Below are 23,286 nucleotides of genomic sequence, written 5' to 3'. Positions count from 1 at the left end.
GGGTGGCGGGGGTTGTCAAATTGCGTTGGAGGGTCGCCGGCCGGTCTCCCGGCGATGAGAGCCGGCCCGGCATCCGGCGTCGAAAAAGGCCGCCTACTTCGAAAGGCGTATTTGGCGTATTTGAATAGCGTGTTATGGTTACTTCGCTTCGACCGAGGAAATGAATGTGTTCGGGCCGTCACCCGGCACACGGTATTGCGGATAAAGTATTCTTGCCCGTGTTGACGGATCGGGAAGGAACGCTTGAAGCTGGAAAGGCCGCCAGACAATGGCGGCCTTTCCATGTCAGGCGGCGCGGGTTTTCGCCGCGTGCAGCTTGAAGGCGATCTCGGTCCGGTTCCGGGCCTGCAGCTTCTTCATGATGGTACGGATGTGTACCTTCACGGTGCTTTCACACAGGTTAAGCTCATAGGCGATGATCTTGTTCGGCTTTCCCTGGGCGACGGCATCTGCGACTGCGGCCTGCCGTTCCGAGAGGCCGAGCAGGCTGTGAACGGTCTGATCGCGCTCCGGCCGCTCATGGCCGGAGTTCCGGAGGGCGGTGGCAGGAACGAAAGTGCCTCCGGCCATCGCGAGGCAAAGCGCCCCGATCACGACGCTCAGGCTGACGCTGGTGGGGATATAGCCGCGGGCCCCTTGTGCCAGGATCTCGGCGATATAACGGGGATCCTCGCTTTCGCCCATCATGACCACAGGGATGTCGGGATGGGCGCCGACCAGCGCACGGAGCTCGTCCTCGGGTGACGCGCCATCATGGCTGACCGCGCCGCACTCCAGCAGGATCACCGAGGTTTCGTGTCGATCCGGGCTCCGCCCCCATTCACCGATATCGGCGAATGCCTGGCTCTGAAAGCGGGCGTCGGCCCCCACCAGCGCCTGCGTCAGGGCTTCGCGGCCCAGGGCGCGCCTGTCGATGATCGCGACCATTCTCAGACCAGGAACGGGATGGTCCACCGTCCGGTCCCTGGTGGAATGATCAATCTCAGCTTCCGCCGTCCCGATAATGGCGGGACGCGCATCGGCTTGATTGCTGATGAAATGCATAATCCAACCTATGCTGTATCGGAGGGTAGTGTTCCCCCTTCCGCTTCATCCTATCGAAGGCGCTTTGCGCTCTAATTTTCGCTCGCACAGCCAGTGGGCTGCGCGGGGAGGCAGTTGGGTTAGGTTCAGCTATATCTGTATGACTTTTTATACGAAAGCAATATAATCGACGATACGCCTTTCGAGGGAGGAGGCGTAGGCGAGGCAGCAACCTGCAAGGGCATTCCAGGGCCGGATGGGTTAGGCCTGTCGCCCAGCGCGATGGCCTCCCGGCGATGAGAGCCGGCCCGGCATCTGGCGTCGAAAAAGGCCGCCTACTTCGAAAGGCGTATTTGGCGTATTTGAATAGCGTGTTATGGTTACTTCGCTTCGACCGAGGAAATGAATGTGTTCGGGCCGTCACCCGGCACACGGTATTGCGGATAAAGTATTCTTGCCCGTGTTGACGGATCGGGAAGGAACGCTTGAAGCTGGAAAGGCCGCCAGACAATGGCGGCCTTTCCATGTCAGGCGGCGCGGGTTTTCGCCGCGTGCAGCTTGAAGGCGATCTCGGTCCGGTTCCGGGCCTGCAGCTTCTTCATGATGGACCGGATGTGCACCTTCACGGTGCTTTCACACAGATCCAGCTCATAGGCGATGATCTTGTTCGGCTTGCCCAGGGCGACGGCATCGGCAACGACGCCCTGTCGTTCCGAGAGGCCGAACAGGCTGTGGACGGTTTGCTCGCACTCCGGCCGCTCATGGCCTGAGTTCCGGAGGGCACTGGCAGGGACGAAAGTACCTCCGGCCATCGCGAGGCCAAGCGCGCCGATCGCGACGCTCAGACTGACGCTGGTCGGGATGTAGCCGTGGGCTCCCTGCCCCAGGATTTCGGCGACATGGCGGGGATCCTCGCTTTCGCCCATCACGACCACGGGGATGCCGGGATGCGCGGCGACCAGCGCCCGGAGCTCGTCCCCAAGGGGCCGATGATCGTGGCCGGCCGCGCCGCACTCCAGCAGGATCACCGAGGTGTCGCCCCGTTCCGCGCTCCGTTCCCACTCGCCGATGTCGGCGAATGCCCGAATCCGAAGGCGCGCATCCGTTGCCGCCAGCGCCTGCGTCAGGGTCTCCCGGCCCAGGGCCCGTCTGTCGATGATCGCGACCGTCGGGCCCGGCACGGGATGGTCCGCCGTTCGATCCCCGGCGGAACAATCGATTGCCGGTCCTGCCGCCCCAATGATGGCGGGAAGCGCTGCCGCTTCACTTCTAACGAAATGCATAATCGCCTCTTGTTCTATCTGAAGTAAGGCTCGACCTTCCCGCTTCATTCAAATGAAGGCTTCTTGCTGCTTCTAATTCTCGCTCGCAGAGCCGATACGGTTTGCCATCACCGGTTGGCTCCGCGGGGCCATTTCAAATATAATTGTATGATATTTTATGCAAAATCAATGAGGGTCTATGTACCCCTTATGGTCGATGGTTGCGGCAAAGGGAGTGTGCCCGGCCGCAGATCGGGGCGTAGAGCCTGTTGCCCGGCACGAATCGAAGCGGGGCCGCGCTCGCAGGAGCCAGGGCGGGCTTCCCTCCAGAGACCGTCCGGCCTCGGCATGACTGCTGGGAGGCTTAGCTGGGTTACATACATTCGTATGATATTTATTCAAAGCCGATGAAGACCTGCAGGCGGATTTAGAGGCCGGCTGGGCCAAGTCGCTCAGGGCGATGGAAGCAGGCCCGGGAACGCGATCAGCAACAGCCAGGAACGGCGTTCTCTCGACCTGCAGCGCCGCGTCCGCGCGGAGGCCATGACGGTCCCGTCGAAGAAGCGGCCGGCGCTGCTCGCAATGGCGCATGCGAGTCACTCTGCTGCATCCGTAACCGGAAAGGGCTCGGCCGAAACGATGCGAGCACACAAGTCTGAGCATCGTTCGATCCTCCCGGCGGCTGTGCCGCCGCCGGTTCATGGTGCCAGATCTCACGGATACGGATTCGATGCCCGACCGGAAGCCATCCCCCGCTGCAAGCCTGTCGCAGAGCGGCCCCGACACATTTGAGAGCTGGGTGGGCGAGTTATGCAGCATTCCTCGGAACGAGCGGCCGGCGATCAGGCCACTGCCATTGTTGCCGGACGGCAGCGGACGCATGTTCCATTCGGAGGAAGAGCTGGCCGCGTTCAGTCGCTCATCCGCATTGCCCCGGCGGGCGGGACCGTCGGATGGCGGTCGGGGCCGGCGGAGCGACCATCCTGCAGCTCCCGCTTCGACAGGACTGTCGGCCCAAGGCGCCCGGCCGTCCGCCGCAACCGCACTCAAGCCGTCCTTCGACAGGCCTGCGGGCGTCGATCCACGCGAGAAGGATCTGCCCCCCTTGCCGCCCAAGGCGACTGCAGGCCGGCCGGCGCGGTTCGGGAGGGTCGATGAGGTCTTGTCGCGGCCGGAGGCCGGTTTCGACCGGCGGCACCAGGAGGCCGCCAACACGGCGGCGTTCGCGAGCCAGCCCGTCGCCGTGGCCCCGCCGCTCGCCGAGGTCCTGACAAGCGAGCATTGGGCACGGAACAGGGGTCGCCTGGCCAAGACCCGCAGAACCGGCATGGGCCAGGCCCTGAGGGAGCTGGAGACGCTGTACGCCGCCGTGCGATGGGATCAGCTCTCGCTGATGAACCCGAAGCCGTTCTCCCTGGCCGAATGGGAAAGACGGTACGAAGCCGCGAAAGCGGCGTGCATAGAGGCCGGCAAGTTCTACGGCCAGGCCGATCAGGTTCGCAGGCTGGCTCTGGAGATCCGGAACAGCTGGCGCACCCTCGATGCCGAGAAGGCCTTGTGCGACGGGATCGTCAGCCGGATCGACGAGCTCACGGCGTCCTCGTTCGGGACTGTCACGGAAGCCACGCTCACCGCGCGGTACGAAACAGCGATCGCGGCTCGTCGTCAGACACTGGACAGCCTTCACACCAAGGTGCCGTCGCTGGTCCAGAGATGCGTTGCGGCGCTGAAGACCGTGGCATCGGAAGAAGATTGGACAGGCGTCGGGATACTGACGCTGTCCCGGAACATCACCCAGATCATCGGCAATGCGCAGTCTCTCGCCGATGCCGGGTTCGACGTGCGGGTCGATGTCTCGAGATGCTCCGACTTGTTCCGTCGGCTCACGCCTTACGCCAATATCGGGGCGCCGAGGCTGATCGATGGGCGTGGCTTTGAATTCCACCATCGAACTCTGATGGATATCCTGCTCGAAATGGAGCGTGTACCGATCATCGCTTCCTGACTCAGCAGCTGCCGTTGGGGGGGCGGCCCCGCCCTCTGCGGCCGGGCCTTGCGCAGCTCGGTCCGCATTTCCGCTTAGGCGTTGAAGTGGTCGCGCCTGACCTCGCTGCCGGCCGTCCGGCGAAGGCCTTCAGGGCCTAGGCATCGTCGGTGCCGTAGCCTTGCCAGTTCAGGACATAGATGGTCTCGGCCGCCCGCGCCCGGCGCAGCGGCATCGCTCCGGCCAGCGCCCGGCCCCGAGCAGGGCGCCGAACCGGCGTCGATTGAGTGTGAAAGACATGAAACGCTCCCCGGCGGTTATTGTTTGTACACAAACGATGCTAGCGCGGGGTGGCGGGGGTTGTCAAATTGCGTTGGGGTGGGCGTACCCTGACCATCGAGTGCGCTGTTGAAGGCCAACGGCTCGGCAGACACGAGCGCGCTGGCTTCTCAGCCCACATATGAGCTACCATTGCAAAGACGGAGCCTTAAGCCATTTTGCTGTGTAAATTATTCTGTATTCGGAGACAATAGGTGCCCCGCTTACCCAACGTCTCGCAGTAAAAGTTTTAGAACGAGAAAAAAACTTCAAGTAGAACCACAATAATTTTAGAAAAAGGCCTTGCTTTAGGAAAAAATATATGGCTATAAATATTCACAACCCTGATCAATATATGGCGTCGCTGCGCACTATCATTGCGCAGGGTCGCAAAAGAATTGGATTTCTTATCGGAGCGGGAGCGCCCGCCGGAATGGCTAAAGCTGACGGCACCTATCCTCTTATACCAGCCGTGGTTGGCCTAACAGACAAAGTCTTGACAGCCCTGGCTGGGAAATATGGACCTCAGATCAATTCTCTTAAGGAAGAATTACCCAAGAATGATATAGAGACAATTCTTTCTAGAGTCCGAATTTTGGCAAAAGTAATTGGAAATACTAAGCTTCACAATATGGATGGACCAGGATTTGATGAGTTCGGTAGTGACATTTGTGCTGAAATTGGAAAAATTGTCGATGTATTGCTGCCAAAGCCAAATTCTGCCTACTCTGACTTAGTAAATTGGATAACCGGAACTTCTAGAGATAGTCCCATCGAGATTTTTACCACCAACTATGATCTTCTACTTGAGGAAGCGTTCGAAGCGATCCGCGCGCCATACTTCGATGGTTTCGTAGGCGGTCGAGAGCCCTTCTTTGATCCGGTCTCTGTCTCGCGTAACGATCTTCCTTCTCGGTGGACACGCTTATGGAAACTTCACGGATCTCTGGGGTGGAGCGCCGGCGAACGAGAAGAGGTCATTCGAACTGGGAATCGGAGCGCGACGCACCTTGTCTTCCCGGAACACCTCAAATATGACCAGACGCAAAAGGCACCCTACACAGCTCTATTTGATCGGTTGAGGACATTCCTTAGCGCCAATGACACATTGTTAATTTCCATAGGCTTCTCTTACGCCGACGCTCATGTCGCTGCGCGGATTGATGAAGGGTTAGCTGAAAATGCAGCCGCCAGTGTGTTTGCATTTCAGTTCAAAACTCTCGCGGAGGAGGGGGCCGCATGCGATCTAGCACGAAAGCGCCCAAATTTCAGTGTGTACGCACGCGATAAGGCGATGATCAACTGCACCGCGGGGCCTTGGGTCGTCCCCGCAGATCTTCCCAGCAAGGACTGGGGCCCAATTCGCTCTACTTACTGGGGACAAGCTAAGGGATCTGACCCGGAACAATTTCTGCTCGGGGCAGTTGAACCATTCTGCAAATTTTTTGCAGCCTCCCGTTCAGCACAAATCTTCTCCCCAATAGCCGCTCCGAGTGCGGCGCCATGAGCGCGCCGACCCTGCTGGGATATGTCGGAGCGGTGTCTGGAGCCACAATCAGCGTCCGGCAATTTGAGGGAATCGCCTCAGGTATCGCGATCATCGGAGGACGAACTTATCGAGTTGGCCAGGTGGGAAGTTTTGTCAGAATCCCACAAGGTTACCATGATCTATACGGCATCATCGCCGACGTTGGGGCAAGTGCAACGCCTGAGACGCTTAGGGACGCGGCAGCTCGCGGTGAGCGATGGATGACGATTCAGCTCGTTGGCGAAATTGTCGAGGCTACCTTTGAACGTGGCATTAGTCAGTATCCGTCGATAAATGATGAGGCGCATTTAGTTACCGAAGAGGATCTCGGCAAAATATATGGGACATCGGATTCAGGTCAGGTAACAGTGGGTCGTCTTGCAGCGGCGGAGAGCATTCCAGTCAGAATCGACCTCGATAGACTCGTGAGCAGGCACTCAGCTATCCTTGGATCTACCGGATCAGGAAAATCGACCACCGTCGCCAGCCTTCTCAGGTCAATTTCAGTAGGGCAAGGAAAGGAAAAATCTTTTCCATCTGCTCGTATCCTGCTTCTGGACATTCATGGGGAGTACACAAAAGCTCTTTCGAATGTTGCTAAAACATTCAAGGTTAATCCAGGACCTACTGAGGAGAAGCTAGTCGTTCCATACTGGGCGATGGATATAGATGATCTGATTCTTTTCCTTATGGGGAAGGTCGAAGAAAAGGCACTAACAGCTATTCAGGATAAGATACTAGATGCAAAAATATCCGTTTCGGAGACATCCGATTTTCCAGGTGTCGATGTAACATCATTAACTTTGGAGAGTCCAATACCTTTTAGCTTAAAGCAACTGTGGTTCGAACTCATAGATCCGGAGTTAAAAACCTGGAATAATCAAGCTAGGACAGATTCTGCGATAATTGCTAGGGTTAAAACCCAATCATCCTCTTGATGAAGTCGGTGAATCGTGATTCACCCGGATTCCGGATCGACCAGAAGGGAGCGGGGACGACTGATGAGCAATCTGTTCTGGCTCAACGACGAGCAGTGGGCGGCGATCGAGCCGTTCATGCCGACGAACCAGCCTGGGGCGCGGCGCCAGGACGACCGTCGCGTCATGTCGGGCATCTTCCACGTCTTGAGGACCGGCTGTCGCTGGCAAGATTGCCCCGGGGCGTATGGCCCGGCCACGACCATCTACAACCGTTTCAACCGCTGGTCGCGCAAGCGCTTCTGGACGGGCATGCTGGAAGCGCTCGCCAGCGCCGGTGCGGCGACCAACGCCGTCGCCATCGACGCCACCTACGTGAAGGCCCAGCGCGCCGCCTATGGCGGAAAAGGGGGGCCAAGGCGCAGGCCATCGGGCCTTCGCGCGGTGGGAACACAACGAAGATCCATGCGCTCACCGACGTGATCGGCCGCCCTTTCGTCGTCGACCTCACGCCCGGCAACGTCGCCGATGTGACCGCTGCACCGAAGTTGATCGAGCGGGCGGCGGGCTTGGGCTATCTCATCGGCGATAAGGGCTACGATGCCGACGGCCTGCGCGCGATGATCCGCGCCCGCGGCGGCCGGCCAGTGATCCCCGGCAAGGCCAACCGCAAGCGCAAGATCCCGCTCGACAAGGCTCGCTACAAATCTCGCCATCTGATCGAGAATGCTTTCGGCCGATTGAAGGATTTCAGACGTATCGCCACTCGCTACGACAAGCTGGCCCGAAACTTCTTGTCCGCCGTCGCCCTCGCAACTTTGCTTGTCTTCTGGATCTGATTGAGTCTGGAGCCTAAGGGTGATGCCGAAACTCTCTCTCCACCGCAATATCCTATGCCAGGCCTCGGCAATACGTCCCCATTCACCAACAACATCGGCGTTCTCTCAATTCGGCGCCAGCTATCCCAGCTGCGGTCGAGGCTCTTAGACCGGCGGTATGATTTCATGATGCATCCGGATGATTGGGAGCCTAACCTTAGTGGTGCCGTCGCCAAAGATCTGCCCCAATTGCTAGAAAGTTGGATTGGTCATGATCGACCCATTACCATATTGGATCTGTCCGGTATTCCAAGCGTAGTGATGTCGCGTCTTATCGGTGGCATTCTGAACATTATTTACGAGGGCTTGTTTTGGGGACGGGAGCTACCAGAGGGTGGTCGGCAACGGCCGCAGCTTGTTGTCATGGAAGAGGCGCATCGATATCTCGGAAAAGATACGGAAAGCCCCGCTCGAGAGATGGTTCAGCGAATTGTTAAGGAGGGACGTAAGTTCGGTGTGGGTGCGATGATTGTTAGTCAACGACCATCGGAAATAGACGAGACTATACTTTCGCAATGTGGGACTTTTTTTTCGCTTAGGCTTTCGAATGGAAATGATCGTGCTAAAGTCCAGGCTGCCTTACCTGACAATTTAAGTGGAGTGGTCGATAGCCTTCCCGTTCTGCGTACGGGCGAAGCCATTATCATCGGCGAAGCAGCACGATTACCGATTCGCTGCCGTGTGACGTTGCCTCGTGAAGGGGAGCGTCCCGAGAGCGGAGATCCGCTAGTCGCTGCATCTTGGTCGAAAGAGCCGGCAAAAGGTGACTATATCGCGCTAGTGGCTGCTTGGCGTTCTCAAAATTCAAAATTAAAATATAAAATAGAGGAGGAAAAATAAATTGGAGCGACAATCTGTTAGTTCAACAAGTATTGCCTCAATTGGTTATGATAAAAATAGCGAAACACTTGAAGTGGAGTTCATAAAATCCGGCGTATATCAATATTATAATGTTCCATTATTTATGTTTGAAAGATTAATATCTTCAGATTCTATTGGATCGTTTATAAATAAGGAGATTAAGCCACCTTATTCATGTTCGAAGATGTAGTAATATTAAAGAAGAACGAAACACAGCAAACTCACAGACTGATGCTCGGGTCCCAACAGAGGGGGCGGCCGCTTCCGGCGACCGCTTCTCCGCCTGAACTCCAGATTTTCACACCTCCCCCAGCAACCCCTTCAAATACCCGATATCCCCCCTCAGGAACGGCACCACCTCATCCCCCATGCGTTGGCCCTGGCCGCTCGGATGGCTGTACTCGGCCGGCAGGCAATACGCCCCGTCATAGCGCACCTTCCGCAGCACCTGCACGAAGCCGCGCCAGGAATAGGCGGCGTGCCGGTGCGTGGTCCAGTGCACCTTGTAGACCGCATCCTCCTCCGGCGGCGTCAGCCGGCGCTGATAGGCGCTCTTGAAGTTCACCAGGCGCAGCCGGTCCGACAGGATGTCGACCGCCAGCTCGACCGGCTCGCCCGCCACGCCGCAATGCGCCATGTCCAGGACGGCGCAGACATGCTTCGGGTCGTAGCGCTCGATCAGGTACAGCACCCCCGCGGCGCTGCCGATCTGGGCGCCGGAATGGTTCTGGATGCCGATCGCCACGCCGTGCCGCTCCAGCGCCGGCAGCAGCGCGTCGAACCGGCGGCGCCAGCCGTCGACCGTGGCGCGGAAGCCGACCGCCGGGTCGACCGCGACGCAGATCCGGATCATCGGCACCCCGGCCTCGCCGCAGGCGGCGACCGTGGCCTCGTCGACCGGCCCGGCGATGCTGCGGATCGACAGGCCGCGCGCCGCCAAAGTGCGGGCGGCGGCCGGCAGACCGGTCGCTGCCGTCTCCGGCGTCACCTGGTAGCCGGGGCGCACCGGCAGCTCCACCCCCTGGAGGCCGAGCCCGGCCACCGTGTCGGCCAGCTGCGGCAGCGGGCCCGTCCAGGGCTTGGTGAACACGGTCAGGATCGGCTCGGACATTGTTCCTCCAGGAGGCAGGGGCCGGCGGGGCAAGGCCCTTTTCGTCATTCCCGCGAAAGCGGGAATCTCTTTCCGGTCAAAGCGTTGCGAGATCCCCGCTTTCGCGGGGATGACGGGTTTGGAGTAGGCAAGACGAATTCAAGCTGAGTCTCCCCTCCCGCAAGGGGAGGGGGGACTCAAGAAGCGGGAGAGGCAACGCGAAGGCGCAGAGTTCACCTGAAGCGATCATGCTCCGGCCGCTGGCAGGGTCGGGTAGCGGGCGAGGTCGAGGCCGCCGGCCCGGGCGGTCTCGCCCAGGCTGCGCCAGACCTCGTCGGGCAACGGCACGCCGCCGGCGATGCGCTCGGCCCGGCGGCGTGCCTCGGGCTCGCCGGGCAGCAGCACCTCGCTGCCGGCCTCGGCCGGGCGGCAGGCCTTGAAATAGTCGATGTAGCGCGTGGTCTCGGCCGCCAGATCCTCAGCCGAGCCGAACTGGCCGGGCGCCATGTAGATCGACAGCATGCCGTTGCAGAAGCGGCGCGGCCCCGGCCCGGCGCAGCCCGACCCGGTCAGGGCGCCGGCCACCAGCTCGCAGATCAGGGCCAGGCCCGACCCCTTGTGCTCGCCGAAGGCGCGGATGGCGCCGAGCCCGTCCTGGGCGTTGCGCGCCTTGCCCGCGACCGGCGGGCCGTAGAGCGTGTCGGGGGCCTGGCTCAGCGTGCCGTCCGGCTCGATCAGCGCGCCCTCGGGCAGGGGCTTGCCGCCATTGGCCGCCACCAGCACCTTGCCCTCGGCCACCAGCGAGGTGGCGAAGTCCAGGATCACCGGCGCCCGGCCGGGTACCAGGAAGCCGGCGGCGAAGGGGGCGGTGGAGAAGCGCCGCTCGACCCCGCCGAAGGGCGCCACCAGCTCGCTGCCGGCGACATTGACGAAGTGCAGCGAGCACAGGCCGGAATCGGCCGCCATTTCCGCCCATTCGCCGATGCGGCCGAGATGGCCGGCATGGCGCAGCCCGACCACCGCGACGCCGCCCTTCAGCGCTTTGTCGATGCCGAGCTGCACCGCCTGCGGCCCGACCGTCTGGCCGAAGCCGTAGCCGCCATCGACCAGGGCGAAGGCGGGGGTGTCGGTGACGACCGCGGCGGTGACGTCGCGCCGCACCTCGTCCTTGGCCAGCATGCCGACATAGCGCGGCACGCGGATGACGCCATGGCTGTCATGCCCGGTCAGGTTGGCGGCGACGAGATAGCGGGCGATGCGCTCGCTCTCGGCGGCGCTGCAGCCCTGGGCGGCGAAGATATCCCCGACCAGCTGGGTCAGGGTGTCGTGGCGGATCAGCATCGGTGGTCCCATGGGTTTCATTTCAGGCCTGTCGTCGCGATCCCCTCGATCAGCCGGCGCTGAAAGACGAAGAACAGGACGAACAGGGGGACCAGCGACAGCAGCGACATCGCCAGCATCGGGCCCCAGGCCGAGACGCCGGTCGAGGCCATGAACAGCCGCAGCCCCTGCGGCACGGTATAGGAGGCCATGTCGGTCAGATAGACCAGGGGCGTCAGGAAATCCTCATAGGTCCAGATGAAGGAGAAGACCGCGGTGGTGACCAGGGCCGGGGTCAGCAGCGGCAGGATGATCGAGCGGTAGATCCGGAACGGGCTTGCGCCGTCCATCATCGCCGCCTCGTCCAGCTCGCGCGGGATGGCGCGGATGAACTGCACCATCAGGAAGACGAAGAAGGCGTCGGCCGCGAGGAACTTCGGCACCACCAGCGGCAGGATCGTGTTCACCCAGCCCAGGCTGTGGAACAGGATGTATTGCGGGATCAGCGTCGCGTGCAGCGGCAGCATGATGGTGGCCAGCATCAGCGCGAACAGGGTGCGCTTGAACCGGAAGTTCAGCCGGGCGAAGGCGTAGGCCACCAGGCTGCAGGCCATGACGTTGCCGATCACGGCCAGGGCGGAGATCAGGAACGAGTTGCCGAAGAACACGCTGAAGGGCAGGGCGGCGCCGCGCCAGCCATCGGCATAGTTCTGCAGCCGCAGCTTCGACGGCCACAGCCCGGGGTCGGAGAAGATCTGGTTGGACGGCTTGACCGAGGCGCTGGCCAGCCACAGCAGCGGGTAGATCATCACGATGGCGCCGGCGATCAGCGCCAGGTGGATCAGGATCCGCTTCGGCCGGACATCGGCCATCCAGAAAGGAAGGCCCTGGCTGCCGCTGTGCATCCGGCCGCTGTCCTGCGCCGGGGCCGTCATCGCCCGTCCCCGTAATGCACCCAGAAGCGGGCCGACAGGAAGGCCACGGCCGTGGCGGTGGCGATGATGCCGACCAGGATCCAGGCCATGGCCGAGGCGTAGCCCATCTGGAAGTTGGTGAAGCCCTGCTCGTAGAGATACAGGGTGTAGAACAGCGTCGAATCCGCCGGCCCGCCAGTGCCGTTGCTGATGATGAAGGACGGCGTGAAGGCCTGGAACGCGCCGATCATCTGCATCACGAAGTTGAAGAAGATGATCGGCGTCAGCAGCGGCAGGGTGATGCGCAGGAACTTGGTCACCGGGCCGGCGCCGTCGACCGCGGCGGCGTCGTACAGATCCTGCGGGATCTGCTTCAGCCCGGCCAGGAAGATGATCATCGGCGACCCGAACTGCCACACCGCCAGGCTGACCAGGGTGTACAGCGCGGTGTCCGGGTTCGAGATCCAGCTCGGCCCGTCGATGCCGAACCACAGCAGCACGTGGTTGATCAGCCCGTCATAGCTGAAGATCTGCCGCCACATGATGGCGACGGCGACACTGCCGCCCAGCAGCGACGGCAGGTAGTACAGGCCGCGATAGATGCCGAGGAACGCGATGCCGCGGTTCAGCATCACCGCCACGGCCAGGGCGAAGGCCAGCTTCAGCGGCACCGACAGGAACACGTAGCTGAAGGTGACCTTGACCGCCTGGAGATAGCGCGGGTCCTCGAACAGCAGCCGCTCGTAATTGTGCAGCCCGGCCCAGACCGGCGGGTTGAACAGGTCGTAGCTGGTGAAGGACAGGTACAGCGACGCCAGGATCGGCCCCAGCGTCAGGCACAGGGCGCCGACGATCCACGGCGCCAGGAACAGGAAGGCGGCGCCGTTCTGCTCCGCCGTGCTGCCCACGCCCCTCGGATTGGCGCCCCGCCGCCTCACAGCCGCGCCTTCGCTTCGCCGATGAACTGGTCGGCGGCCTCCTGCGGCTTCATCTTGCCGAAGGCCACCGCCTCGTTGGCCCGGCGCAGCATGCCGGACATCCCGGTGATGCCGGGATAGCGCGGCGGCGCCGGGTTCTGCTGCAACAGGTCGATATAGGCGATGATCTTGCGGTCCGCGTCCGTGCCTTCGTTGGCCAGGGCGGCCCGGCCGGCCTTGGACGCCGGCACCATGCCGCTGCCGCGGTAGTACAGCTCGATCCCCGCCGGCTCGAAATGGATGAACCGGATGATGTCGACGATCCGGTCCTTGTGCGGCGACTTGGTCCACAGGCCGGTGGAGTTGCCGGCATAGGTGTAGTGGTGCTGGGCCAGCGTGCCGCCTTTGAACCCGTTCGGCAGCATGTGCAGCACCAGGTCGTCCTCGGTCAGCGCCTGCAGGCCGACGAAGCTGTCGGTCAGCGACGCGAACATCGCCGCGCGGCCGCTGATCAGGCCGGTCAGGGCCGGGTCGTCGCCATTGGCCAGCGCCTGCACCTCGCCGGGCGGGATGCCGCCGGCGTCGCGCAGCCGGGCCCAGTAGGCGAACCATTCGGCCAGGTCCTCGCGGCTGAAGTTGAACTGCCGCTCCGGCGTGAACATCGACTTGCCCATGCCGCGCAGGAAGACGTCGCAGGGGATGTAGTTCGACCCCGCATCTTCCAGCCCCCAGAAGCGCTTGCCCTTGGCCTTGCTGATCGCGACCGCGGTCTCGGCCAGCTGCTCCCAGGTCCACATCTGGTCGGGCAGGGGCACGCCCGTCTCCTCGAACACCGCCGTCTTCACCGTGATCGCCGGGGCGATGCAGTCGTTCGGGATGGCGTAGAGCTGGCCGTTCAGGGTGCCGGCCTTGATCGCCCCGTCGACATAGTCGGACAGGTCCAGCGGCTTCGGGATGTAGCCGTTCAGCGGCGCCAGCACGCCGCGCCGGGCGTATTCGCCCAACAGGTCGACATTGACGCTGAACATGTCGGGCGCGTTGCCGCCCGCGGCCTCGGTCGCCAGCTTGTCGGTGAAGGCGCCGAAGCTGGTGAATTCCGGGACGATGTCGACCCCCGGATGGCTGTCGGTATAGGCCTTCAGCGTCGCCAGCGTCTGCTTCAACTGCTCCTGCGATTCGACATAGCCGCCGAAACGGATGCGGGCCGTGTCCTGGGCGAAGGCGCGGGGCGTGAGGCCGGCCAAAGCCAGCCCTCCCATCAGCCCGGCCCCGTAGCGCAAAGCGTCGCGTCGATTGAGTGTCCTGGACATTTGGGTCCTCCCCCATGGGCGGTGGTGCGCTTGTTGCGCCTTTCACCATGACCGGCTCGTTGGTGCCCGGTTGGTGCAACGTAACACCAACTTCGCCGGACAAGTCAACACGGAGGATTTTCATAATTGGGGCCTGGTCCTGCAATCCGCCATTTGACAGTGGCGGCAGGCCGGCGCTATTCGTGATAAAACGTTGTACTGAACGAATGAGCCGGGGAAACGTGGCGAGCATTCTCGACGTGGCGCGGGCGGCAGGGGTCTCGGCCAGCACGGTGTCGAACGTGCTGAACGGCCGGCATCGGCGCATGCAGGCCGAGACCAAGGCGCGTGTGCTGCGGGCGATCGAGGATCTCGGCTATACCCCGAACGCGCTGGCCCAGCAGTTCAAGTCCGGCCGCAACCGCACCATCGGGCTGATCGTGCCGTCGGTCGCCAACCCGTTCTGGGGGGCGCTGGCGCACAAGGTCGAGCGCGCGGCGACCGCTCTCGGCTACAAGGTGCTGTTCTGCAATGCCGAGCGCGACCCGCAGCTGGAGGCCCGCTATGCCGAGACGCTGCTGTCCTCCGGCGTGCGCGGGGTGATCTTCAGCTCCTCGCCGCTGTCCTTCGACCACATCGCCCATCTGACCAAGCGCGGCCTGGTGGTCGCCGCCTTCGACCGCAAGGGCCATGGCGCGGAGGAGGTGGTGGCCTGCAGCGTCAGCGTCGACAACGAGCTCGGCGCCCGGCTGGCCGGCCAGCACCTGGTCGGCCTCGGCCACCGCCGCATCGGCTTCCTGTCGGGACCCATAAAGACCTCCAGCCGCGCCGGCCGCCTCGACGGGCTCAAGGCCGCGATGGCCAAGGCCGGGCTGGCGCTCGACCCCGCCCTGGTCTGGCAGGGCGCCGGCATCGGCGGCTACGGCGACACCGAGGGGCCGGAGCTCGGCCGCATCGGCATCCGCGAGCTGCTCAGCCGCGACGACCCGCCGACCGCGGTGGTCACGGTGAACGACATGTACGCAATGGGCGCCTATGCCGGCGCCCGCGACCTCGGCGCCGCGATCCCCGGCGACATCTCGATCGTCGGCTTCGACGACATCGACCTCGCCGCCGTCGTGCATCCGGCGCTGACCACGGTGCGCCAGCCGCTGGCGCCGATGGCGGAAGCCGCAGTCGGGGCGCTGATCCGGGTGCTCGAGGGCACCGATGACGGGCAGGAGGCGCATGTCAGCGCCATGCCCCAGCTGATCGTGCGGGCCTCGACGGCGCCGCCCAAGCAAGGAGTCTGACGATGGCGGGTGTGCTTTCCGGCCGGACGATCCTGGTCGCCGGCGCCGGCAGCGGCATGGGCCGGGCGACGGCGCTGGCCGCCGCGGGGGAGGGAGGCTCGCTGCTTCTCCTCGGCCGCGACCGTGGGCGGCTGGATGCGGTGGCTAGGGAGATCCGCGAAATCGCCCCGGACCGTCCGGCGGTGGTGATCGCGGCCGACGCCGCCGATGCGGCGGCGCTGGACGCGGCCCTGGCGCCGCATGCCGGGGCGATCGATGTCGCGGTCAACTCGGTCGGCACCAACATCGCCCGCCGTGCCTTCGGCGAGCTGACGCCGGACAGCTGGGCCGGCATGGTCGATGCCAACCTCACCGCCGCCTTCAACCTGACTCGCGCCGTGGTGCCCGGCATGCGCGGCCGCGGCCAGGGCCTGATCATCCACATCGCCTCGGTCGCGGCGCGCAGGCCCGACCGCTCCGGCGCCGCCTACCAGGCGACCAAGGCCGGGGTGATGGCCCTGTCGCACGCGGTGATGGAGGAGGAGCGCGACAACGGCCTGCGGCTGACCGTAATCCTGCCCGGCATGACCGACACGCCGCTGCTCGACAAGCGCCCGGTGCCGGTGCCGGCGGAGGCGCGCCGGAAGGCGCTGCAGCCGGAGGATGTCGCCGCCGCCTGCCTGTTCGTCATGGCGCTGCCGCCGCGCGCCCATGTCGCCGAGATCATGCTGCAGCCGAGCCGGAGCTGACCGGCCCCATCAGAGGACGCGAAGATGTCGACAGGATCCAGGCCGGTGGTGGCGCTGCTGCTGACGCCGGAGATGCGGGCGCAGATGATCCCGCCCGCGGCGGAGGAGGCGCTGGCCGCCGCCGCCACGGTGCGGGCGCCGGGGCCGGGCGAGCTGACCGCGGAAAGCCTGCCGCGGCTGCTCGACGGCGCCGTCGCGGCGCTGACCGGCTGGGGCACGCCGCCGCTGGGCGACGAGGTGCTGGCTGCCCGGCCGGGGCTCGGCCTGGTCGCCCATTCCGCCGGCAGCGTCCGCCGCCTGGTGCCGCCCGCGGCGATCGAGAGCGGCCGCCTGCAGGTCTCCCACGCCGCGGTCAACATCGCGGAATCGGTGGCCGAGTTCGTCATTGCCCAGACCCTGTCGATCCTTCGCGAGCCGCACAAGCACGACGCCGGGATGAAGGCCGGTGAGGGCTGGCTCGACCTGCGCCAGCGCCATCTCGGCCGGCTATTGGGCGCGCAAACGGTCGGCATCGTCGGCGCCGGCTATGTCGGCCGGCTGGTGATCGGGCTGTTCCGCGCCTTCGGCTGCCGCCTGCTGGTCTCCGACCCGTATCTCACCACGGAGAAGGCGGCCGGGCTCGGGGTCGAACGCGCGAGCCTCGACGAGCTGCTGGCCGGCTGCGACATCGTCTCGCTGCACGCCCCGGCGCTGCCGGAGACGCGGCACATGATCGGCGCGGCCCAGCTGGCGCGGCTGCGCGACGGCTGCCTGTTCATCAACACCGCCCGCCCGTCGCTGGTCGACGAGGCGGCGCTGCTGGCCGCGCTCCGCACCGGCCGCTTCACCGCCGCGCTCGACGTCTTCGACCAGGAGCCGCTGCCGGCCGACAGCCCGTTCCGCAACCTGGCGAACGTCGTGCTGTCGCCGCACGCCGCCGGCCACAGCGCGGATTCGCACAAGCGCCAGGGCGCGACCACGGTCGACGAGATCTGCCGCTTCCTGGCCGGCGAACCGCTGCGCCACCGGGTGACGCCGGCGATGCTCGCGACGATGGCCTGAGACCGTCCGATCACACGCCCGGAGCGGCCGTCTGATGGCGGCTTCTCCGCTTCCGGTGCTCACGCACCAAACGTGCGCTGCGCTCCGGTTCTCGAAACCACCGCCATCCGACTCACGCCAGACGCGTGCTCGAACGGTCTCCGATCTACGCATCGAAGGAAATTCCCATGAGCTTCCAGGACAAGGTCGTGCTCGTCACCGGCGGCGCCTCGGGCATCGGCGCCGCCACCACCCGTGCCTTCGCCAAGGCCGGCGCCAGGGTCGCCTTCACCTACGCCACCAGCCGGGACGAGGCGGCGGCGCTGGCGGCGGAGCTGGGCGGCGCCAAGGTGCTGGCCCTGCCGGCCGACCTGACCCGGCCGGAGGCGGTGACGGAGGTGTTCGCCCGCACCGAACGCGAGTTCGGGCCGCTCGACGTGCTGTTCGCCAATGCCGGCGGCCTGCTGCAGCGCAGCCGCTGCGTCGACACCTCGCTTGATCTGTGGAACCAGGCGATCGCGGTCAACCTGACCAGCACCTTCCTGTGCTGCCAGGCGGCTTTGCGGTCGATGGAGCCGCGCCGCACCGGCGCCATCGTCACCATGGCGTCGCTGGCCGCCTTCGACGGCGGCGGCCCCGGCGCCTCGCACTACGCCGCCACCAAGGGCGCGGTCGCGACCTACACCCGCGCTTTGGCCAAGGAGGTCGGGCCGCTCGGCATCCGGGTGAACGGCGTCGCCCCGGGGCTGATCGGCACCCGCTTCCACGACGTCTTCAACACGCCGCAGGGCCGCGCTGCGGTGGTCGAGCGCACGCCGCTGCGCCGCGAGGGCACGCCGGAGGACGTGGCCGAGGCCGTGCTGTACCTGGCCTCGGACCGCGCCTCCTTCCTGGCCGGCGAGATCCTGCAGATCAACGGCGGCATCGGTTTCTGAGACCAAAGGCCAAGGCGGGACCTTATCGCTTGACCCGGGGGACTCCCGCGGCGTTCAATTCCACACTTGCCGCCGAGACAAGGATGTCGCCGATGCGCACGGTCCTGGTCGCTGACGATCACCCGATGTTCCGCGAGGCCCTCGTCGGCACGCTGAAGTCGCTCGACGACCAGGTCGATGTGCTCGAGAGCGGCACCTTCGGCGAGGCGGTCGAGCGCATCGCCTCGGTCATGGACATCGACCTGATCCTGCTCGACCTCCGCATGCCGGGGATGAACGGGGTCAAGGGCGTGCGCTCGCTGCGCACCCGGCGGCCGGACGTGCCGGTGGCGGTGATCTCGGCCCTGGCCGACAGCTTCGTGATGCGCGAATGCTTCGACGCCGGCGCCGTCGGCTACATCCCGAAATCGCTGTCGCGCGACGCCATCGTTTCCGCCATCTCCACCATCCTCGACGGCGGCAGCTACACTCCGTCCGAGGGGCTCGACGTGATCGGGCCGGGCGAGCTGGAGGAGGACGAGCCGCTGGACGAGGCGGTGCGCTGCCGGTTCGAGCTCCTGACCAACCAGCAGCGCAAGGTGCTGGAGCTGATGGCCGAGGGCCTGCTGAACAAGCAGATCGCCTACGCCATCGACGTCCAGATCACCACGGTCAAGGCGCATGTCTCCAGCCTGCTGCAGAAGCTCGGCGTCTCCAGCCGCACCCAGGCGGTGATCCTGTTCCAGAAGTACCGCCGCGCCCTTTGAGACCGCTGCCCGGTCCGGGACGGCATGACCTATCCGGGACGAAGGCTTCCCTTTGCCGTTCAGCATGGCCGGCCCGGCGAGGTGCCGCCGCGCCATGTTGTCCGCCTGTCGGGCAACCGCATCATCCTCGGCGGCGCCGGTGAGTCCGGGCTGCCTTCGGAGATCCCGTTTTCCGGCGAGGGACGCCTGGGAAAGCGAGGATCTGTTCCGGAAGCTTTCGGCGCTGAACGGCGATGGCCTGCCGTTCCAGTATCAGCCCCAGCAATGGGAGGCTCCGGATGCCCTGATGGCCTGGTGGCAGGAGACGGGCAGGCTCACCGTCAGCTTCAGGGCGATATCCTGGGTGGGGCCGGATCGTTGGCTCATCACGACGGTCGAGCCGCCGGTGATCGGCGTGCTCGGCTGGACGGGTCCGACGCCATTCGACCATTGAGGCTGGCCGGAGAGCGAGGGCACCGGACGTGCTGCGCCGGTGGTTGATGGCGCCGGAGAGAGGGCTCTTCCAGAGCGTAACCGACATGAAATCTTCGTAAGCAACAAGGATTTAATTCCTTAAATCAAGATAACCGGCAGATCAAACAGGCGAGGCCGGGCCCCCTTCTGGTCATAGGTTTATAGTCTTATGAGCCTCGGCGTCAGCAACGTTCAGTTACAAATCTCGCTCGCGCAGATTCTTTCGGAAATGATAGGACAAATGTCTGCAACCATTTCGCGCAATCTTCTCCGAATTCAGAGTCCAATTGTTGCGAGGCGTATCTTGCTGTCGAAATCCGAAGCCCCTGACCATCCTGTCGTTGATGCGATCGCACATGCCGCGGTTCTGCAGGTCGCCGATCGAAGGTCGGGCCATGCCACGGGGACGCCCGGAACGGTGGGCAACCCGGCTCCGCTGCGGCTTGCCGGGGCGGCCCCGACCGCTGGTCCGGCGCGGCGCGGCGACGAGCCTGCCGCCCAGGCCGCGATCGAGCCGATGGCCGACGTCCGGGCCGCGGCGGAGCGGGGCGAGGGCAATGCGCTCTCCTGGACGGTCGACATCGTCCTGGCCTATCTCGCCCGCAATTCGGTGGACAGCCAGGAGCTGCCGAAGCTGATCGCCGACCTGCACGGCGTGCTGGAGCAGATCTCGACCTCGGACAAGGCGCCGGAGCCGCCGCCCGAGACCGGCCGCCGTCCGGCGGTCCCCGTCAATCTCTCGGTCACGCCCGACTACATCATCTGCCTGGAGGACGGCCGGCGATTCCGGTCGATGAAGCGGTACATCAAGACGGCATACAACCTGACGCCGGACGAATATCGGGACCGGTGGGGACTGCCGGCGAGCTATCCGATGACCGCGCCGGGCTATACCGAGATGTGCTCGGCCCGCGCCAAGGCCCGCAAGCTGGGGCGGCGCCGGAGCGTCTGATACCAGCGGGCTCACAGATCGGCTCTCCGGTCCTTTTCCGTCATGGCGAGGCGCGCCCCTCGGACTTGATCCGGGGGGCCGTGGCCATCCAGAGATCGTGCCGCTGGATGGCCACGCCCCTTCGGGGCGCGCCATGACGAGTCAATGGTTCGGGCTGTTGGTGTAAGGACTCACCGCCGCGCCGATGCAATAAGAGCGCGCAGCCGGGCCGGCTTGATCGGCTTGGTCAGCAGGCTGACCCCGGACAGCGCCTGCACCATCGACTGCACCTCCGGGCTGCGGTCGGCGGTGATCACCGCGGCCGGGATCTCCTCGTTCAGGGCGTGGCGCAGGGCGATGATCAGCTCGGTGCCGCGTTGCCCGGCATCGAGGTGATAGTCGGCCAGGACGATGTCCGGCCGGAACCCCTCCGCCCTGATCCGCGCCTCCGCCCCGGCCCGGCCGGCGGCGGCGGCGACGCGGCAGCCCCAGCTGCGCAGCAGCCGGGTCATGCCGTCCAGGATGGCGGGGTCGTTGTCGATCACCAGCACCCGCACCCGGTCGACCGCGCCCGGCAGCACGGCGGCCGCGGCCGGGCGCGGCGATGCGCAGATCTGCGCCGGGTCGGTCAGCGGCAGCAGCACCGAGAAGGCCGAGCCGCGGCCGACGGTCGAGCGCACCTTGATCTCGGTGCCGAGCAGCCGGCTGATGCGGCGCACGATCGACAGGCCCAGGCCGTAGCCCTTCTGCCCGGCTTCGGCCTGGCCCTCCGGTCCGTCCAGCCGACGGAACTCCTCGAAGATCTCGTCCAGCCGCTCCTGCGGGATGCCGATGCCGCTGTCGATCACCTGCAGCTCGACCTTGTCGCCGCGGCGCCGGGCACCGAACAGGATCCGCCCGGCATGGGTGTAGCGCACGGCGTTGGTCAGGAAGTTCTGCAACAGGCGGCGCAGCAGCTGCGGGTCGGAGCAGACGGTCAGCGAACAGGGCAGCAGGGTGAAGGCCAGCCCCTTGCGCTGGGCCAGCGGCGCGATCTCGTCGTGCAGCGCCTCCATCAGTGGCGGCAGCGCCACGCTCTGCAGGTTGGCGCCGACCCGGCCGGCATCGAGCTTGGAGATGTCGAGCAGGATGTTCAGCAGCTCCTCGACGTTCTCCAGTGCGTGGTCGATCTTGCCCAGCAGGGCCTCGCCCTCGGCCGGCAGGGTCGTGTCCTCCAGCGTGGCGACGAACAGCCGGGCGGCGTTCAGCGGCTGCAGCAGGTCGTGGCTGGCATCGGCCAGGAACTTGGTCTTGCTGATGTTGGCGCGTTCCGCCTCGGTCTTGGCGACGCGCAGCTCGCGGGCGATCCGGCGGCGCTTCTCCACCTCCGCCGACAGCGCCTCGTTCAGCCGGGACAGGGTGGCGGTGCGCTCATGCACCCGCCGCTCCAGCTCCTCATTCGCCGCCTCCAGGATGCGCTCGGCCCGCCGGCGCTCGGTGATGTCCTGGATCAGGGTGAAGAAGCCGACCACCTCGTCGCGATGGCTGCGATGCGGCACATAGGTGGCGAAGCCGAAGCGCGGCTCGGTGTCCGACCCCGGCAGCGGCAGGTCGAAGGTGACGGTGGCGCCGGCCAAGGCCCGCTCGATGAAGGGCTGGCGCGGGCTGTATTCGGCCTCTCCCAGCACCGCGCGCAGCGTCTGGCCCAGGATCGGGGTGCCGTTCGGCGCATAGGTGGCGCGATAGGCGCGGTTGACGAAGCGGTAGCGCTGGTCGCGGTCGACATAGGAGATCATGGTCGGCACCGCATTGGCGAACAGCCGGATCCGCTGCTCGCTGTCCAGCAGCGCCTCCTCGGCCATCTTGCGTTCGGTGATCTCGACATAGGAGGTGACGAAGCCGCCATCCGGCATCGGGTCGCCCTTGACCTCGAACCAGCGGCCGTTCAGCGCCACCTCGGACGGCGGGCCAGACCCTCGGGTCACGCCGCGGGCCGAGCCCGGACCGATCGGCGAGGCGGTGCCCAGCGCCGGGGCGCCGCGGGCGTCGTTGAACTCCTGGAACCGGCGGTACGACGCGCCGGCCCGGCGTAGTTCCGCCGGCAGCTCCAGCAGCTCGCCGTAGCGCCGGTTGGCGGTGACCAGATGCTGGTCGCGGTCGAACACGGCGACGCCGATCGACATGCTCTCCAGCGTCGCCTGCAGATGGGCCGAGCGCTCGGCCAGCGCCTTCTCGCGCTCCTGCCGCTCGGCATCCTTGACGTCGGTGATGTCGGTGTAGATCGAGGCGATGCCGCCCTCGGTCGACCGCCGGTCGTTGACCTGGACCCAGCGCCCGTCGGCCAGGGCGTAGACCCAGCGCTGGGCGCCGCCGTCGCGGGTCGAGGCCCGCTGCAGCCGGCGCTCGGCCATCCAGGCCTCCGGCGCCAGCCCGTCCGACTGGATGATGCCGGCATCCAGGCCGAGGCGGACCAGCGCGTCCAGCGACAGTCCGGGCCGGATGCTGCCGGTCAACTGCGGCCAGAAGTCGAGGAAGCGGCGGTTGAACAGCACCAGCCGGTCGTCCGGGTCGAAGATGGCGAAGCCTTCGGAGATGCTGTCGATCGCGTCCCGCAGCCGGTTCTGCGCCGTGCGGCTGGTGACGATCGCCTCGCTCAGCTCGAGGTTCGACTGCTCGACCGCCTTCAGCGCGTGCTCCAGCTCGCGCGTCCGGTCGCGCACCTTCTGGTCCAGCAGGATCGCGGTCTGGAACAGCTGGTAGGCGTTGCCCTGCATGTCGAGGCTGTGCTCGACCCGCTGCATCAGGGCCCGGTTGATCTCTGACAGCTTGGCGACCTGGCGCCGCAGCTCGGCCTCCTGGCCAACCTCCGTCCGATCCTGCTGCGCGACCTCCCGCCCCATG

Annotated in this window: 21 protein-coding genes; 13 read left to right on the top strand and 8 right to left on the bottom strand. The window is 65.0% G+C overall.

Going from position 1 to position 23,286, the window contains the following annotated elements:
* Positions 1-285 precede the first annotated feature (285 nt).
* Positions 286-1,044 (bottom strand): LuxR C-terminal-related transcriptional regulator, encoded by a 759-nt coding sequence (locus QFZ27_RS38460; protein ID WP_429232223.1) that lies wholly within the window; start codon positions 1,042-1,044, stop codon positions 286-288.
* Positions 1,045-1,550: 506 nt separating this feature from the next.
* Positions 1,551-2,204: a LuxR C-terminal-related transcriptional regulator gene (locus tag QFZ27_RS38455; protein ID WP_429232222.1), complete on the bottom strand. Its 654-nt coding sequence runs from the start codon at positions 2,202-2,204 to the stop codon at positions 1,551-1,553.
* A gap of 811 nt (positions 2,205-3,015) precedes the next feature.
* Here QFZ27_RS38455 and QFZ27_RS38450 point away from each other — a divergent pair.
* The 6 genes from QFZ27_RS38450 to QFZ27_RS38425 all read left to right on the top strand — a co-directional run bounded on the left by QFZ27_RS38450 (position 3,016) and on the right by QFZ27_RS38425 (position 8,961).
* The gene (locus QFZ27_RS38450; protein ID WP_429232221.1) at positions 3,016-4,290 is read left to right on the top strand and encodes a hypothetical protein; all 1,275 of its coding nucleotides are present in this window, start codon (positions 3,016-3,018) and stop codon (positions 4,288-4,290) included.
* 652 nt (positions 4,291-4,942) lie between these two features.
* Complete coding sequence (locus QFZ27_RS38445) at positions 4,943-6,094, top strand: SIR2 family NAD-dependent protein deacylase (RefSeq protein ID WP_429232220.1); 1,152 nt, start codon at positions 4,943-4,945, stop codon at positions 6,092-6,094.
* Positions 6,091-7,053: an ATP-binding protein gene (locus QFZ27_RS38440; protein ID WP_429232219.1), complete on the top strand. Its 963-nt coding sequence runs from the start codon at positions 6,091-6,093 to the stop codon at positions 7,051-7,053. Before QFZ27_RS38445 ends, QFZ27_RS38440 begins: the two co-directional genes overlap by 4 nt.
* A 63-nt stretch (positions 7,054-7,116) precedes the next feature.
* A protein-coding gene (locus QFZ27_RS38435; protein WP_429227308.1) for an IS5 family transposase occupies positions 7,117-7,871 on the top strand; the annotation gives its coding sequence in 2 pieces (ribosomal slippage) (positions 7,117-7,455 and positions 7,458-7,871; 753 coding nt in all).
* Positions 7,872-8,036: 165 nt separating this feature from the next.
* On the top strand, positions 8,037-8,750 hold the full coding sequence (locus tag QFZ27_RS38430) for an ATP-binding protein (protein ID WP_429232218.1): 714 nt from the start codon (positions 8,037-8,039) through the stop codon (positions 8,748-8,750).
* Position 8,751: 1 nt separating this feature from the next.
* Positions 8,752-8,961 carry a KTSC domain-containing protein gene (locus QFZ27_RS38425; protein ID WP_429232217.1) on the top strand — a complete coding sequence of 70 codons (210 nt, stop codon included), beginning with the start codon at positions 8,752-8,754 and terminating at the stop codon, positions 8,959-8,961.
* Between the two features lie 108 nt (positions 8,962-9,069).
* On the opposite strand, the gene QFZ27_RS38420 is transcribed toward QFZ27_RS38425, so the two are convergent.
* The 5 genes from QFZ27_RS38420 to QFZ27_RS38400 all read right to left on the bottom strand — a co-directional run bounded on the left by QFZ27_RS38420 (position 9,070) and on the right by QFZ27_RS38400 (position 14,322).
* A complete protein-coding gene (locus QFZ27_RS38420) occupies positions 9,070-9,882 on the bottom strand; it encodes a sugar phosphate isomerase/epimerase family protein (RefSeq protein WP_429232216.1) in 813 nt (270 codons plus the stop codon).
* A 225-nt stretch (positions 9,883-10,107) separates the two neighbouring features.
* Complete coding sequence (locus QFZ27_RS38415; protein WP_429232215.1) at positions 10,108-11,214, bottom strand: Ldh family oxidoreductase; 1,107 nt, start codon at positions 11,212-11,214, stop codon at positions 10,108-10,110.
* 5 nt (positions 11,215-11,219) lie between these two features.
* Complete coding sequence (locus tag QFZ27_RS38410; RefSeq protein WP_429232214.1) at positions 11,220-12,116, bottom strand: carbohydrate ABC transporter permease; 897 nt, start codon at positions 12,114-12,116, stop codon at positions 11,220-11,222.
* Positions 12,113-13,003: a carbohydrate ABC transporter permease gene (locus QFZ27_RS38405; protein WP_429232213.1), complete on the bottom strand. Its 891-nt coding sequence runs from the start codon at positions 13,001-13,003 to the stop codon at positions 12,113-12,115. The genes QFZ27_RS38410 and QFZ27_RS38405 overlap by 4 nt, the downstream gene beginning before the upstream one ends.
* A gap of 26 nt (positions 13,004-13,029) precedes the next feature.
* Entirely contained in the window at positions 13,030-14,322 is a 1,293-nt protein-coding gene (locus tag QFZ27_RS38400; RefSeq protein WP_429232212.1) for an ABC transporter substrate-binding protein, read from the bottom strand.
* A gap of 221 nt (positions 14,323-14,543) precedes the next feature.
* Between QFZ27_RS38400 and QFZ27_RS38395 the strand changes: the two genes are divergently transcribed.
* The 7 genes from QFZ27_RS38395 (at position 14,544) to QFZ27_RS38365 (ending at position 20,427) form a co-directional block, all read left to right on the top strand.
* Positions 14,544-15,593: a LacI family DNA-binding transcriptional regulator gene (locus QFZ27_RS38395; protein ID WP_429232211.1), complete on the top strand. Its 1,050-nt coding sequence runs from the start codon at positions 14,544-14,546 to the stop codon at positions 15,591-15,593.
* A 2-nt stretch (positions 15,594-15,595) separates the two neighbouring features.
* Complete coding sequence (locus tag QFZ27_RS38390) at positions 15,596-16,321, top strand: SDR family oxidoreductase (RefSeq protein ID WP_429232210.1); 726 nt, start codon at positions 15,596-15,598, stop codon at positions 16,319-16,321.
* Between the two features lie 24 nt (positions 16,322-16,345).
* Positions 16,346-17,362 carry a hydroxyacid dehydrogenase gene (locus QFZ27_RS38385; RefSeq protein ID WP_429232209.1) on the top strand — a complete coding sequence of 339 codons (1,017 nt, stop codon included), beginning with the start codon at positions 16,346-16,348 and terminating at the stop codon, positions 17,360-17,362.
* A 167-nt stretch (positions 17,363-17,529) separates the two neighbouring features.
* Positions 17,530-18,276, top strand: coding sequence for an SDR family NAD(P)-dependent oxidoreductase (locus tag QFZ27_RS38380; RefSeq protein ID WP_429232208.1), 747 nt, complete (start codon positions 17,530-17,532; stop codon positions 18,274-18,276).
* Between the two features lie 92 nt (positions 18,277-18,368).
* Complete coding sequence (locus QFZ27_RS38375; protein WP_342240649.1) at positions 18,369-19,022, top strand: response regulator transcription factor; 654 nt, start codon at positions 18,369-18,371, stop codon at positions 19,020-19,022.
* A 52-nt stretch (positions 19,023-19,074) separates the two neighbouring features.
* On the top strand, positions 19,075-19,455 hold the full coding sequence (locus QFZ27_RS38370) for a hypothetical protein (protein WP_429232207.1): 381 nt from the start codon (positions 19,075-19,077) through the stop codon (positions 19,453-19,455).
* Between the two features lie 189 nt (positions 19,456-19,644).
* Positions 19,645-20,427, top strand: coding sequence for a Ros/MucR family transcriptional regulator (locus tag QFZ27_RS38365; protein WP_429232206.1), 783 nt, complete (start codon positions 19,645-19,647; stop codon positions 20,425-20,427).
* Positions 20,428-20,597: 170 nt separating this feature from the next.
* On the opposite strand, the gene QFZ27_RS38360 is transcribed toward QFZ27_RS38365, so the two are convergent.
* Positions 20,598-23,285: a hybrid sensor histidine kinase/response regulator gene (locus tag QFZ27_RS38360; protein WP_429232205.1), complete on the bottom strand. Its 2,688-nt coding sequence runs from the start codon at positions 23,283-23,285 to the stop codon at positions 20,598-20,600.
* Between the last annotated feature and the right edge of the window lies 1 nt (position 23,286).

Origin of the sequence: Inquilinus ginsengisoli (assembly GCF_050434925.1) — a bacterium.
In the GTDB taxonomy this organism is placed as follows: Bacteria; Pseudomonadota; Alphaproteobacteria; order DSM-16000; family Inquilinaceae; genus Inquilinus; species Inquilinus ginsengisoli_B.
The sequence above is the reverse complement of the archived record's forward strand: the minus strand, read 5'-3'. Positions and strand labels throughout refer to the sequence as shown.